This window comes from Treponema sp. OMZ 788 (assembly GCF_024181245.1).
Lineage (GTDB): Bacteria > Spirochaetota > Spirochaetia > Treponematales > Treponemataceae > Treponema_B.
Window position 1 is genome coordinate 1,224,789 of record NZ_CP051199.1, and the last position, 13,834, is coordinate 1,238,622.

The window sequence follows — 13,834 nt, forward strand, 5'->3', positions numbered from 1 at the left end:
TTATTTTATCAAGCCCCAGTTTTTGGCAGAATCATAAAGAGCCTGAGCCCTCTTGATAACCGGTAAGTCAACCATTTTTCCCTTAAAGCTGAATACGCCTAAGCCCTTTTGTTTGGCTTCTTCTGCTGCCTGTAAAATAGCTTGGGCTCTTTCAATTTCGGCAGCGGAAGGAGAAAATATTTTATGAATATCTTCGACCTGACGGGGATTTATAACCAAGCGGCCCGAAAAGCCTATGCTCTTACTAAAGGCCGTATCGAGCCTTAAGCCCTCAAAGTCTTCTACATCGGTAAAGGGGGTGTCGAGGGAGTCCAAGCCGTAGGCATGGGCGGCAGTCGTCAAACTAAAGCGGGCATATTCCAGTTCTTTTGAAAGACGGGTACGCTGAATTCCCATATCTACGGAGTAGTCTTCTCCGCCTAAAAGAAGGCCTTGAATTAGCGGGGATGCCTTGGCTATCGAATTTACATCCATAATTCCGCGGGCCGATTCTACAAGCATAAGAAAGCTGAAATCTTTTGTTATCTTATGCTCACTTTTTATCTCGTTTATTTTTTGTTCTACCGAGTGAACTGCATCGACAGAGGCTTTCGGAATTACGATTCCGTCGGGAAGAACGGGAATAATAGCTTCCAGGTCTTTTTCCCAATAGGGAGAATCGATAGGGTTTATTCTGACAGTGATTTCGGAATGGGTAAAATTTAAAAAGGAAAGAGCATTCCGCACCAAGGTTCTGGCCGAATCTTTTTCATCCAATGAAACGGCATCTTCCAAATCGTAAATTATGGAGTCGGCACCCAAAATATCGGCCGACACCAACATTCCCGGATTATTGCCGGGCATAAAGAGCATACTTCTTCTATTTTTCATTTGCGCGCCTCAATGCTGTTTCTACACGGGCCTTGATTGTGCAATCTAAGGCGCCCTTGTCTTCTATAAAGAGTTTGGCATTTTTTACTTCAAACTCATCCAATACTTCCTGCACAGTTTTTTTGATTTGTGCACCGAATTCGTTTAAAACCGAGCTTTTTAAATCAAGTTCAAGTTTTTCGGAAGGAACAATACGGACAAGGCAATCATTTGATTGGAGTGTTCCGCAAACCGCTTCTCGTTTTATTTGCATAGATACCCCTTAAAAATTTGATATGGAAAGTATTATATCAATATCAAAGGAATAAGTCAATCTTGGGGAAGGGCGGGCTTTGGATTTAACCGCGGAGATCGCAAAGAGCGCAAAGGAATTTTAAGGAGTCTTTGTAAGAGCTTCCTCAATTTTCCTTTGCACTCCTTATCTTTTTACATTTAAAATATGTACTTCGTACTTTACTCTACTTCCAGTCAAATCCTGTTCCGTTAGTATACATTAACTCCCGTGAAAATGTTGCATTGGTATCTTTAGGTGTAACGGTCCAATTAGTTGAAGCTGTATTGATGTCAAAACTCAAAACCTTGTTTTTATTTTCAATTTGATTAGGTGTCTTCTTTACATAATAACCGTCGGAGGCGATTAATAGTTTACTTGGAACCGTACCTATGAACCTGTATGGGGCGTAGCCGTCGGTTTGAGATGATGATGACCAAAGAGATGTTACAACTGTTGAACTTGAAAATGAAGAATCAAGAGCTTCTATCTTAAATAATTCTCCTGATGTAGACACCTTAGAAGTTGTTCCTTCTTTTAGTTTACCTGTTTTTTTAGTTTTTATGCCGTATAAAACCCCGCCTTTTATTTGTAAATCACAAATGTCTTCTAAAGTATAGTTATCGGCATCAATTTGCGGTACAATATTATTTGCTAAAGTTTCTCCATCTGCACTATTTGTATGTTTATATTTTTTTATATTAACACTATAATTATCGGGATAATTGATATCACTTCCAGCAATATTTTTTACTGCTGCAAATATACCGTTCTCATTTACAGCTAATGCAGTACAAAAAGATTTTGAACCTCCGGCGTCTTTAATTTTCTGTTCAAAAGAAGGATCTTTTAAAGCCGCGGCGAAATTAGTATTCCATTTCAATCTTAGCAAAAAGGTATTATTATTAGCTTTGTAAGTGTAATACAAATAATTATTCGTATCCGATATTATCGCTATAGCATCCGGTTCAATATTCAGCCCCTGATTACCTTTAAAGTATAAATTGGCTTCCTTGTCGTAAACATAATTACTAGTACTGCTGTCCCATAAATATTGTTTAACAACATACTTGTGTGTAGGAGAACCTTCAATTTTCCAAACAGCATATAAATTACCAAGATTATCATACGAAAAAATATCTGTAGGTATCTGTTTATACGATGACAGGGAGCTTGAACCCTTTCCTTTAATAAAAGCTTCAAGCAAATTATCATAATTACCCTCATCATTCTTGTAATTAACCTGATAATAAACCATACCCAAATTCGGATTACTATTCTTTTCCCACAATAAGACCTTGCCTGTAATAGGGGACGGCGGAGGGCTGACAAGCGATTTGTGTTCTTCAAACCATTTGTTTTCTGTTGCGGAATACGAAAGGGTTTTGGTTGAGGTGTTAAACGAAAATATGCGGTTTACGTTTTTATCTATTTTTACATTATTGCTTTCTTTTTTTAATGTACAGCCGTCATCGGCAATATAGATGTTTTGCTCATCATAGCCGATAAAGGATACTGCACCGTAAAAGTTATCTTGAGATGTTGTTATTACTGAATCATTTAGGTTATAGGTTATTTCTTTGTCAAACCCATAGTCTTTTGGATTATCTTTTAGTCCATTACTATCATAATTGTATTCAAGCATACCTCCTAAGGAGTAATAGGGAGAAACTGATGAGGTTCCGGGTATAGTTTTTGCTTCAAATAAAATATAGATACTATTGTTTTTTATAAGGATATTTATAAAATTTACCTTTATGGGATTAATAATTGGAGGAGAAGAGTTAATTTTTATTTGTTGTTTTAAAATGGAAATAGGGCTGCCGACTGGTATAAGTGTAAGCCCACGCCCGCCTTCCGTTATAGTAAACATCTTTAAATTATTATTAGGAGCAGCAGGAGTTAAATCTAATACAAATAAGTTATTATTATAAACGGCAATAAGCCCCTCAGGGATGGCGGCTCCTCCGGACTGTGTTTCAATTGTAGAACCGTCATCCTTTATAAGATAGAGCTTTGAATTTGATGCAGCATAAACCTTTCCGGTTATGGGATCGGAGGCGAGTTTTACACTTGAGACAGAGGCAATTTTGGTTAAAATATCTGAAGAAGATGCAAAGTTATTAAGTGTTCCATCGCTTTCGTAGCGGTTTAGCTTCCAATCGTTGTCTTTTTTATAAGCAATGTATAAGCGGCCTCGGCTGTCTCTTGTAAAGACAGGCAGATCAGCTGAACTGATTTCAATTGTTCTTCCGGCTATGTTAAATTCATACTCATTTGATTCATCATCATTTACAGAAAAACTCAACGTTGCCAAGGCTGAAGCATTTTTATTTAAAAGAAGCTGTATATCGTTATTGCCTTCCTTTACGGTGTGCTTTGCATTAGCCGACCACAATGCAGAGGGCCCGTTTAATTTTATATTTATTTCCAGCCTTGCACCTATAGGAAAATTAGCTTGAAAAAACTTAGGCTCCGAAGCAAGGATTTTTTTGTAAAGGGATCGAGTGCCGCCCATTGCAATTTCTATTTCAAGTTCAGAATCTGCAATATTTGGAAGCCCTGTGGAAGAATTGATCGAGCGGGCATTTCCGCCTTCTAAATCTATCGTAACGGTTCCGTATTCATCTTGAAAAAACAAAGAACATGAACTAAAAATCAAAGCAAAAAACAAGACCGGTAATAATATCTTTTTCATAAAAACCTCTAAGACTGATATTTTTTTATCTATAAAAACAACCTTTATCATAATAGCACAAAAATATAAAAAAAACAATAGAGCTTGCATTTAATGGCTCTTACATAGTATAATCCCTCTCTAACGGAGGTCTTAATTTATGAAAGATACAATCTATGTTTTGGATGCCTACGCTCTTATTTACCGCTCTTATTTTGCCTTTATTTCAAGACCTCTTACAAACAGTAAGGGCGAAAACGTTTCGGCTGTCTTCGGCTTTTTTAAAAGCCTTCATTCCATATTTACCGAATATAATCCTAAACTCTTTGTTACGGCTCTGGATTCCCTTACTCCCACATTTAGGCACGAGATGTACAAAGAATACAAGGCCACAAGGGATAAAACGCCGGATGACCTCCATGCTCAAATCGACAAAATAGAAGAAATTTTAAAAATCTTTAAACTGCCCGCAGTCCGCTGTAACGGCTTTGAGGCAGATGACGTAATCGCTTCAATAGCGGCCCTCGCAGAAAAGGAAGGGCGTGAATGTGTGATTATTTCGGGCGATAAGGACTTAATGCAGCTGGTTTCAAAAACCACAACCATGTTAAAGCCGGGAAAGATTAAGGCATGGGAAGGCTTAGGAGCCGAAAATGTAAAAGAAGAATGGGGAGTTTATCCTGCCGGAATGTTGGACCTGCTCTCCCTCATAGGCGACACGGCCGACAATGTTCCGGGAGTAAAGGGGGTAGGCCCGAAAACGGCCGTTAAGCTCCTTGAAGACTATAAGACCCTCGACGGCATTTATGCAAATACAGAAAACTTAAAAGGAGCCTTAAAAACAAAGATAGAAACAGGAAAGGAAGCGGCTTATTTTTCTAAAGAGCTCATAAAACTCCGCTTCGATGTTCCTATCGAAAAAGATTTAAACACCTACTCTACTTCCCAAATGGACTATGAAGCAGCCGCCCGTCTTTTTATAAACGAAGAGCTTCCCAATATTGCAAAGCTCTATTCCGAAAAAATTATTACCGAAAAAACTACTATCGAAAAAGCACCTCTCGAGATGCTTCCGCAAGAATTAGGGGCAGGTGAAGAAATCTCCCTGCCTCAAAACAAGGGCGATTACAAACTTGTGGACGAGGCGGATGAGCTTTTTAAAATAGTAGACGAGGCCGTAAAACAAGGCCTTGCATCATACGACTGCGAAACCACGAGCGAAGATCCTCTAAACGCCGAAATATCCGGCTTCTCCCTTGCTCTAAAAGAAGGAGAGGCCTACTACTTTCCATTGAAGGCCCCTATCCCTGAACTTGGGGAGGAGGCTCCCAAGCTCATAGCCTTTAAGGATGCCCAAAAGGCCGTATCAAAGCTATTTGAGTCAAAGATGACCCTCATAATGCATAACGGCAAATTCGACATTCAGGCAGCCCTTTCGTCAAAACTTGCAAAGGGTATTTCGGCAAATCTTTTTGACACAATGATAGCCGCATGGCTTTTAGATCCTGCCCGCTCTTCTTACGGAATGGATAAGCTTGCCGAAAGCGTTTTGGGTTTAAGAACAATAAGGTTTAAGGACATTGTAAGGGCCGGGCAAAACTTTTCGGATGTTCCGCTAAAGGAAGCCTGTCCCTATGCTGCCGAAGATGCAGACATAACACTTAAGTTTTATAATAAATTTTTACCCCTCTTAAAAAAGAATAATTTGGAAAAGCTCTTTTTTGACCTTGAAATGCCCATTACAAAACTTTTAACCGAGATGGAAATAAAGGGCATCTTTTTAAAGGGAGAAGAACTTGACGCTTATTCAAAAGAATTAGGAAAAGAACTTGAAGAATGCGAAAAGGATATTTATAAACTCGTAGGCCATGAGTTCAATATAGCATCGCCCAAACAGCTTCAAGAAGTATTATTTGAAGAAAGAAAACTGACCCCGGGCAAAAAAACTAAGACGGGCTACTCTACCGATACCTCGGTACTTGAAAATCTTGCCTCAGAAGACCCAGTGCCTGCAAAAATCTTGGATTACAGGGCTCTTGCAAAATTAAAATCCACATATACCGATACCCTTCCCAAGATGACGGACAAAAACGGAAGAATCCATACAAGTTTTATTCAAACAGGAACCGCCACAGGCCGTCTTTCAAGCCGTGACCCAAACTTACAAAACATTCCCATACGCGGAAACGAGGGGCGGAGGATAAGGGAGGCCTTTCAGGCAGAAAAGGGGCGGATTCTTATCTCTGCCGACTACTCTCAGATTGAGCTTGTAATCCTTGCCCATCTTTCAAAGGATCACAACCTTGTAGAAGCCTTTAATAAGGGCATAGACGTTCACGCCAAAACTGCAAGTTTAATCTTCGCAGTAGACATAAATGATGTAACACAGGATATGAGGCGCATCGCAAAGACCATAAACTTCGGGGTAATGTACGGCATGAGCGCCTTCCGCCTTGCCTCCTCTTTGAGAATTCCCCGCAAAAGAGCTGACGAGTTTATAAAGGCTTATTTTGCCACCTATTCGGGAGTGTCGGGCTTTATGGCCCAAGTCTGCCAAGAGGCCGAAAAAAGAGGCTATGTTGAAACAATTATGGGAAGAAGGCGTTATCTTCCGGCTATAAACAGCAAAAACAAGATAGAAAAGGCAGGGGCTGAACGCATTGCAGTAAACACCCCCCTTCAAGGCTCGGCCGCCGACATAGTAAAACTTGCCATGCTTGAAGTCGATAAGGCCTTAAAAAAGCAAAAACTTGATGCGGCCATACTCTTACAGGTTCACGATGAGCTTATAATAGAGACGTCCGAAAGTGAAAGAGAAAAAGTCATGGCCCTCGTAAAAGAAAAAATGGAGGGCGTAATCAAACTTTCAGTGCCCTTAAGGGTAAGCATAGAATCGGGAATGAGCTGGGGAGAATTCCACTAATGGACAATTCTCAACCGATTTTGATAGGGCTTTCAGGCCCCTCTTGCTCAGGGAAAAACACGGCAAGCTCCATCTTAGAGGAGTACGGCTTTTATTGTATTGATGCTGATGCCGTTTCACGAAGGGTCTTTGTAGAGTATGAAAACGAAATTTTTAATCTCTTTCAGGCCGAAGCCGAAAAGCTGGGAATAGATTTAAAAAAAGAAAAAGGAATCGATAAAAAAGCCTTTGCCCTCTTTATCTTTTCGGATGAAGCGCTCTTAAAAAAACACGAAGACTTTATTCTTCCCATAATAGAAGAAAAAATATGGGAAGAAATTAAAAAAGCTTTTGCAGAAAAGCCTGAGCGGCCCATTCTTTTAAACGCCCCTACCCTTCACAAGACAAGCCTTATAAAAAAGTGTTCTTTTATCCTTTATATAGATGCCCCCTTTATTTTGCGTCTTATAAGGGCAAAAAAAAGAGACAGGCTTCCTTTTAAAAATATTCGGCTAAGATTTTCAAAACAAAAGGAATTCTTTTCTCAATACTTATTTTTAAATGCCGATACTGTAGTAGTAAAGAACTCTTGGTCTCCTGCAAAGCTAAAAGATAAGCTCTTACAGGAAGTCAAAAAAAGAGGCTTTTGAGGTTAATTTTTATGGAACAGAAAAAAATTTTATGGATAGTATTGTTTATTTCGTTGTTTGCTCTAATTATCTTCGGAGTAGGTTTATACCTCTATGCTCCATTCCGTAATAAAAGCACAATGACTGCCGTAGAGATATCCGATTTAGGCAGAATCGAAGCCGATAAACCGGAAACGAATGTTGATCCTCTTGAATGGACACGAAATCCCGAATCTATTCCTCCGCTTGAGCCTGATTCTACCACCCTTGTAAATATTGCAAACAATATAACTGTTGTAAACGGTGAAGGCCAAAAAGGAACAACCGAAACCTCAATCAATGTAAGTGATCTTACAAACACTCAAAAAGACGAAAAAACGGCAAGTTTACCTGACAATCTTGAATCGAATTTAAATACTAATCAATCAAAAACAAATCAACAAGAAAATAAAAAATCTTCCGAGCCCGAAAAAAAAGAAGATGCGCCAGATACAAAGACTCAAAACACAGGCACAGCTTCCATAAAAGGAATGCCGGCGACTCCGGTTCAAAAAACTAAAGCAGAAAATAAGACAACCAAAAAACCGGAAAAACCTGCCGTCAAAAAAAAGCCCGGCTCAAAAAACGGTTTCGACCATATATTGGGTTCAAACAGCTTCTTTGACAAGCCGGTTAAATGCCGAAGCCGCAAGGGATAAACTGACTGCAAAACACATGAAGGCAGAAATTTTTACCAAAGAAACGGCAACAGGTCTTACGCACAGGGTAAGAGTCGGACCTTTTAAAAATAAAACCGAGGCTGAATATTGGCTTAAAAAAATAAAAGAAATTAAAGGCTTTGAAGGAAGCTATGTAACCCAAGACCGAAAAAAAAGCTGATTATGTCTACAAAGGTATGTCTTGTTTTAACGGAAAAAACAATCGAAAAAAATCTTTCCGCCTTAGAAAAATATAAAAAACTTATTGATATTGCAGAGTTGCGAGTTGATTATCTAAATCAAAGTGAAATTCTATATTTAAGAAATTTTCCCGAGCGTGCAGGAATACCATGCATTTTAACTGTTAGGAGAAAATCTGACGGCGGCAATTTTATGGGCGGCGAAGGAGCAAGGATGACAATCTTTGCACGAGGACTTGCCTTTGCAAGTACTAACCCGATAAAAAATTTTTCTTATATAGATTTGGAAAGCGATTTTGATTCATCCGGAATCGAAGAAGCGGCAAGAGCCTTTGATATTAAAATAATTAGAAGTCTACATGCTAAATCTCCTGTAAAAAACATAGTAAAAACATTGGAAGGCTTACGACGCTTCGAAACAGACATTCCTAAATTTGCCTTCAGAGCAAATTCTTTAAACGATGTTTCAGAACTTTTTAAAGCATCAAAGCTGATAGAAAATCAGGAATATATCGTATCGGTTATGGGACCATACGGAGTTGCTTCACGGATTCTATCCAAGAAATTAAATTCACAAATCGTATATACATTTACTCATGAATATATTAAAAAAAATAAACTTGAACAAGAACTTATAGATCCGGAAAAATTGGAAGATTTATACGGATTTTCAAAAATAGATAATGCAACAACTATTTACGGAGTGATAGGTAAGGATGTAAACACAAGTTTAAGTCCAAAGATTCATAACACAGGCTTTAAAAGAAAAAATCTTAATTCGGTTTACCTTCCTATATCGGCAGTATCTCCAAAGGATGCCTTGGACTTTGCAAATCTTCTTAACATAAAAGGTCTTTCGGTTACAGCCCCTTTTAAGGGTGAAATAATACCGCTCGTCAATTCAATATCAGAGGCCTCTAAATTTATCGGAGCCGTAAATACCCTTGTAAACGAAAACAAAAAATGGTTCGGATACAATACTGATGTTGACGGATTTGAACAGGCCCTGATAGAATTTTTAAATGAAAAAGATTTACGCAGATATAAGGTTGCTATTATAGGGGCAGGAGGAGCTGCCCGGGCTGTTGCTCAAGTGGTTAAAGCTCTGCATGGAAAGGCCTGTATTTTTAACCGCACTGCGGAGAAGGCTCAAAATATTGCAGAAAAATATAATTTTAAATGGGCTCTTTTGGATCCAATAAATATAAAGCAGCTGTATAATTTTTCGGAATTGATCATTCAAACAACAAATGCAGGCATGGAACCGAACTTAGATGTAGATCCGCTTAGCTTTTATACCTTTACTGGAAAAGAAAAGGTATTTGAGCTGATCTATAGACCTGAAACAACCAAATTATTAAAAAGAGCAAGAACCGCAGGATGCCGGGTTTGTAATGGATATAAGATGCTGGAATATCAAGCCTATCATCAATTTAAAGCTTTTGCAGGAAAGGAGTATTTATAATGGATACATTACAATTAAAAGAAAGAGTTGCTTATCATGCAGTAGACACTCTTTTTTCGGAAGGTAAAATTTTTGACGGAATGAAAATAGGACTCGGCACAGGCTCTACAGCCATGCCTGCAGTACACCGTATTTCACAATTATTATCATCAGGTAAGTTAAAAAATATCTACTCCGTACCCACAAGTTTTCAAACCTCAATAGAGTGCGAAAAATTAGGCATCCCTATATATTCTCTAAGCTCCCGGCAAATAGGAGGCTCTTTAGATCTTGCCATAGACGGAGCAGACGAAATTGATCCAGATAAAAATCTAATAAAGGGAGGCGGAGCAGCCCTGCTAAAAGAAAAAATCATAGCATATAATTCAAAAGAATTTGTAGTCATTGCCGATGACAGAAAAAAAGTAAAGTCAATGGGAAAAGGATTTGCGCTTCCGATAGAAATAATACCTGAAGCCCGTTTAAGCATTTCAAAAACTCTTGAAGCTCAAGGCTTGACTATTATATTGCGTGAGGGTGTAAAAAAAATGGGGCCGGTAGTTACCGATAACGGAAATTTTATAATCGATGTAAGGTGGCTTGATAATGCGGTTGTAGATCCCAAAGCCTTAGAAGAAAGTTTAAACAAAATAACAGGTGTGGTAGAAAACGGCTTTTTTACCAAAAATACACCTCGAATATTTGTTGTAGACAAAGACGGTAATATAGAAGACTTATAAAATATATAAGTCTTTAAGTCATTGTAATATAAAACTAAGCCGCAAGAAAAAATTTTTGTAATTTTTCTTGCGGCCTTTTTAGTTAAAAATAAGTATTATTTAAAACCCGCCGTAGTTTACCTTATCTTTTTCAGAATTTTTATCGTCTTCGGTTTCATTTTTATTTGCAGGTTCAAAACGTTCAAAGTCTTGTTGCATATTCTCTACAATTTTAACAAGATTCTCTTGCTTTAAAAGCTCAATAAAGTCCTCACACTGAGCCGGAGAAAAGGCTAATCGTAAAGCCGGGCTATTAGCATCATCATTTTCACCTATAGCCTTAGTAGTTGCATTTGCCAAAATAAAATAAGGTCTATTTTCGGATAATAATTGATATTCGGCTCTTAATGTAGGTTCTGCTTCATGAGCTCCTCCTCCGAAAAGCCCCCATGTCATAAATATTTTAGTCTTTCCGAAAAAAGCTTGCTTTTTAGCATTAGCAACACTTAAATTTTGATCATTAAAAGACGATAAATATGTTTCCATTGCCTTAATCAAAATTTCTCTATCTTCTTGATCTAAAAATATTTCAACCTTGTCAATCATCATAAATTGATGATTGATTGATACAATATTTGTACGAGGGAAAAAAATAAATTTAAAATCCGTAGGTTTTATTTCTTCCTTCGTACGTTTAACTGAACCTCCTATAAGAGTTCCTAGTTCCACAGGAGAAAAATCTCCTAAAAAATTAGGATCATTTTTTGGTATAGTTTTACATGAACCCAAAAAAACTAAAAACATAATTATGCTTAAAATACTTAAAACTTTTCTATTCATTCTATATCTCCTTTATTTAAATATAATAATCAAAAATAAAAATTCTGCCTTAGTTACAAGACTTACTGTTTTACTTCAAACATTTGAACCTGTTTATTTAATACGGTAAGAACAAGTACCGTACCTTGAGGAAGGCCGTAAGGAATATCGCACCTTCCCCCCTGATGATCAAAACTTACAAGCTCCGTTCTTTTTCCGTCGGGATATACGGCATCAACTACAACTTTTACGGGATAAGGATATTTAGGTAAAACAGGCGAATAAACACCGTAGATTACCTTTTCTGTCGACTCCGGAAATTGCATACCTAATTCTATTTGAGAATAAGCGTCTACAGATGAATCTTGAGGAATGCTTTGGCTTACAACTAAAGGAGCATCAATAGACGAGTTTGTTTCTGTTTTTATTATAAACAAAATTTTACTTTGAGATATTGCGGAGTAAATGTCTTTAAGTTTAGCCCCATCCATATTTGGAGCAGAAATCTTTTCATTCTCAGGCCCCTTACTTACAATGAATTCTATAAAAACGCCATCCGAAATCTTTGTATCCGGAGCAGGATTTTGCTCCAAAATCGTTCCTGCAGGAATTGAGCTCGATTTGTACATAATAGGTTCTTTTATCGAAATCAACTGTTTACGGCCTGCCGTAAACAAGGATGCAAAATGCTGCTGCACATCGGATAAGGTTTTTCCCACATAGTTTTCTACCCTATCTAAAACTGCTCCGCTGCTTACAATCAAATTGATTCTTTTTCCGGCTTTAACTATAGTTCCGGCAGGAGGGCTTTGTTCCAAAACCTTTCCGGCATCTTCGGGATTATCCGAAAACCTTAACTGAAGGCGGGGATAGAGTTCTTTAACTTGAAGTTTAAGAACCGCATCTTCAAATTTTTCACCTTCAATATTTGGAACTAAAACTTGATCGGCAGTTTTTACCGATATAAAAAACACTATTGTAGAAATTAGAACAAAAAACACAAGCATTACTAAAGAAGTGATGATTATGACTTTTCCGTTACTTTCTATACTGTCTGCAAGATTACCAAGACCCATTGATTACACCATCCATATATTAAAATTTATGTTTCAAAACTGCCTTCCAAAAAATCTGGAGAACCGTTTAAAAAATCTTTCCATGCAAGCTTTTTCTTGGCTTGTTTTTGTAATACCGAAACTGCCAATATTCCGTTTCCTGTTTGAGTTAAAATACCGTGTTTTTTATCGGCACCAAGTATTGTACCAAATTTTTTATCTTTTGTCATTTCGTTTGACTCATCATATACATGAGCTTCAATTATATTTATTTTTTCGTTATTTTTAAAACTAAAGCATCCCGGCCATGGGGTAAAAGCCCTTATCTTTCTTTCTATTTCTTGAGCCGATCTTGACCAATCTATTAGTCCATCCTCTTTTTTAAGCATAGAACAATAAAGAGCTTTTGACTCATCCTGAGGTGCCGCCAGTTTTAATTTATTTTCAAAATCTGAAAGTACTTCCCTCAAAAGAGGACAGCACTTGTTCGAACAATCAGCTAAAAGGCTCTCTGTAGTTTCCGAATTATTTAAAGGAATTTCAACCTGTCCCAAAATATTGCCGCAATCGGTTTTTTGGGCAAGAGTTTGAATAGTAATTCCGGTAAGTTTATCGCCGGCCATAATAGCGGCAGGAACGGGAGCACAGCCCCTCCATCTTGGCAAAAGGGACGGATGAATATTTATTCCGCCCATCGGGAAAAGAGCCATGGTCTTAGGCCCGAAAATTTTACCATAGGCAAAACACACTAAAAGGTCAGGCTTTAAAGCTGCGAGTTCTTTTCTAAAATTATCATCTAGTTTTTGAGGTGTTAAAATAGGAAAATCTTCAGGCAGAATACCTTCTTTTATAAGCTCCTTTACAGCAAGAGCTGCGTCAGAATCCTGCATTTTTTTATTCCGCCCTGCCGGAGCAGGAGGATTAGTCAAAACTCCGCAAAGGTCAAATTCGCGAGCAAGAAGATTTAATGCCGACACAGCACAGGAAGGAGTTCCTGCAAAAAGGATTCTCATCTCAGGCGGATCCTCTTTTTTGAAAAAAGAGCTTTTTTGTGCTCAAACTTTTCGATAGCTTCGGCTTTTTTTTCTTCGCTTAAACGGTCAATAAAAAGAACCCCGTTTAAGTGGTCATTTTCATGCTGAATTACCCTTGCAAGAAGGCCTGAAGCCTCTATGGTTTTTATTTTGCCGTCAATGTTTAAAAACTGAACCTTTACCGAAGACGGGCGCATAACATCATCGTAGACCTTTGGTATACTCAAACAGCCCTCTTCCATCACACACATTTCCTGAGAAGTTTCGATAATTTCGGGATTTATAAAAACATATTTTTGATCATCTATAAATACTATAAAAAGCCGTATGTTTTCTCCTACCTGAGGAGCGGCCAAGCCTATACCGTTTTCTTTTTTGACGGTAACAAACATTTCGTCTATTAAGCTTCTAATATTTTCATCTATTTTTTCAACCGGCTTAGACACCTCTCTCAAAGTTTCTTCACCTAAATGTAATACTTTCATAGAATATAATTATACAAAATAAGAGCTAAGC

General features: G+C 37.9%; 13 protein-coding genes. 6 read left to right on the forward strand and 7 right to left on the reverse strand.

The window, feature by feature from the left end:
• From E4O00_RS05905 to E4O00_RS05915, 3 genes are all read right to left on the reverse strand, one after another.
• Complete coding sequence (locus E4O00_RS05905) at positions 1–870, reverse strand: HpcH/HpaI aldolase/citrate lyase family protein (protein ID WP_253679171.1); 870 nt, start codon at positions 868–870, stop codon at positions 1–3.
• Positions 860–1,123, reverse strand: coding sequence for a citrate lyase acyl carrier protein (gene citD, locus E4O00_RS05910; RefSeq protein WP_002669237.1), 264 nt, complete (start codon positions 1,121–1,123; stop codon positions 860–862). The genes E4O00_RS05905 and citD overlap by 11 nt, the downstream gene beginning before the upstream one ends.
• Before the next feature lie 205 nt (positions 1,124–1,328).
• Positions 1,329–3,839 carry a hypothetical protein gene (locus E4O00_RS05915; RefSeq protein ID WP_253679173.1) on the reverse strand — a complete coding sequence of 837 codons (2,511 nt, stop codon included), beginning with the start codon at positions 3,837–3,839 and terminating at the stop codon, positions 1,329–1,331.
• 139 nt (positions 3,840–3,978) lie between these two features.
• Between E4O00_RS05915 and polA the strand changes: the two genes are divergently transcribed.
• From polA to rpiA, 6 genes are read left to right on the forward strand one after another with little or no spacing between them, the layout of a single operon-like run.
• Positions 3,979–6,741, forward strand: coding sequence for a DNA polymerase I (gene polA, locus E4O00_RS05920; protein ID WP_253679175.1), 2,763 nt, complete (start codon positions 3,979–3,981; stop codon positions 6,739–6,741).
• On the forward strand, positions 6,741–7,370 hold the full coding sequence (coaE, locus tag E4O00_RS05925; protein WP_253679177.1) for a dephospho-CoA kinase: 630 nt from the start codon (positions 6,741–6,743) through the stop codon (positions 7,368–7,370). The genes polA and coaE overlap by 1 nt, the downstream gene beginning before the upstream one ends.
• Positions 7,371–7,381: 11 nt before the next feature.
• Positions 7,382–8,047, forward strand: coding sequence for a hypothetical protein (locus E4O00_RS05930; RefSeq protein WP_253679179.1), 666 nt, complete (start codon positions 7,382–7,384; stop codon positions 8,045–8,047).
• Positions 8,010–8,228, forward strand: a complete 219-nt coding sequence (locus E4O00_RS05935) for an SPOR domain-containing protein (RefSeq protein ID WP_253679181.1) — start codon at positions 8,010–8,012, stop codon at positions 8,226–8,228. Before E4O00_RS05930 ends, E4O00_RS05935 begins: the two co-directional genes overlap by 38 nt.
• A gap of 2 nt (positions 8,229–8,230) precedes the next feature.
• A complete protein-coding gene (locus E4O00_RS05940; RefSeq protein WP_253679183.1) occupies positions 8,231–9,712 on the forward strand; it encodes a type I 3-dehydroquinate dehydratase in 1,482 nt (493 codons plus the stop codon).
• Complete coding sequence (gene rpiA, locus E4O00_RS05945) at positions 9,712–10,431, forward strand: ribose-5-phosphate isomerase RpiA (RefSeq protein WP_253679192.1); 720 nt, start codon at positions 9,712–9,714, stop codon at positions 10,429–10,431. Before E4O00_RS05940 ends, rpiA begins: the two co-directional genes overlap by 1 nt.
• A gap of 99 nt (positions 10,432–10,530) precedes the next feature.
• Here rpiA and E4O00_RS05950 read toward each other — a convergent pair whose 3' ends face one another.
• The 4 genes from E4O00_RS05950 to def all read right to left on the reverse strand — a co-directional run bounded on the left by E4O00_RS05950 (position 10,531) and on the right by def (position 13,803).
• Positions 10,531–11,250 (reverse strand): hypothetical protein, encoded by a 720-nt coding sequence (locus E4O00_RS05950; RefSeq protein ID WP_253679194.1) that lies wholly within the window; start codon positions 11,248–11,250, stop codon positions 10,531–10,533.
• Between the two features lie 62 nt (positions 11,251–11,312).
• Positions 11,313–12,305: a PASTA domain-containing protein gene (locus tag E4O00_RS05955; protein ID WP_253679196.1), complete on the reverse strand. Its 993-nt coding sequence runs from the start codon at positions 12,303–12,305 to the stop codon at positions 11,313–11,315.
• A 26-nt stretch (positions 12,306–12,331) separates the two neighbouring features.
• Entirely contained in the window at positions 12,332–13,297 is a 966-nt protein-coding gene (gene fmt, locus E4O00_RS05960; RefSeq protein ID WP_253679198.1) for a methionyl-tRNA formyltransferase, read from the reverse strand.
• Complete coding sequence (def, locus tag E4O00_RS05965) at positions 13,294–13,803, reverse strand: peptide deformylase (RefSeq protein WP_253679200.1); 510 nt, start codon at positions 13,801–13,803, stop codon at positions 13,294–13,296. Before def ends, fmt begins: the two co-directional genes overlap by 4 nt.
• Between the last annotated feature and the right edge of the window lie 31 nt (positions 13,804–13,834).

What these genes read in the sequence shown, in the direction of transcription:
- E4O00_RS05940 (WP_253679183.1), top strand. Translation starts at nt 8,231, where the DNA reads ATGTCTACAAAGGTATGTCTTGTTTTAACGGAAAAAACAATCGAAAAA.
- E4O00_RS05955 (WP_253679196.1), bottom strand. Translation starts at nt 12,305, where the DNA reads ATGGGTCTTGGTAATCTTGCAGACAGTATAGAAAGTAACGGAAAAGTC.
- E4O00_RS05930 (WP_253679179.1), top strand. Translation starts at nt 7,382, where the DNA reads ATGGAACAGAAAAAAATTTTATGGATAGTATTGTTTATTTCGTTGTTT.
- E4O00_RS05905 (WP_253679171.1), bottom strand. Translation starts at nt 870, where the DNA reads ATGAAAAATAGAAGAAGTATGCTCTTTATGCCCGGCAATAATCCGGGA.
- polA (WP_253679175.1), top strand. Translation starts at nt 3,979, where the DNA reads ATGAAAGATACAATCTATGTTTTGGATGCCTACGCTCTTATTTACCGC.
- def (WP_253679200.1), bottom strand. Translation starts at nt 13,803, where the DNA reads ATGAAAGTATTACATTTAGGTGAAGAAACTTTGAGAGAGGTGTCTAAG.
- fmt (WP_253679198.1), bottom strand. Translation starts at nt 13,297, where the DNA reads ATGAGAATCCTTTTTGCAGGAACTCCTTCCTGTGCTGTGTCGGCATTA.
- E4O00_RS05915 (WP_253679173.1), bottom strand. Translation starts at nt 3,839, where the DNA reads ATGAAAAAGATATTATTACCGGTCTTGTTTTTTGCTTTGATTTTTAGT.
- coaE (WP_253679177.1), top strand. Translation starts at nt 6,741, where the DNA reads ATGGACAATTCTCAACCGATTTTGATAGGGCTTTCAGGCCCCTCTTGC.
- E4O00_RS05950 (WP_253679194.1), bottom strand. Translation starts at nt 11,250, where the DNA reads ATGAATAGAAAAGTTTTAAGTATTTTAAGCATAATTATGTTTTTAGTT.
- rpiA (WP_253679192.1), top strand. Translation starts at nt 9,712, where the DNA reads ATGGATACATTACAATTAAAAGAAAGAGTTGCTTATCATGCAGTAGAC.
- citD (WP_002669237.1), bottom strand. Translation starts at nt 1,123, where the DNA reads ATGCAAATAAAACGAGAAGCGGTTTGCGGAACACTCCAATCAAATGAT.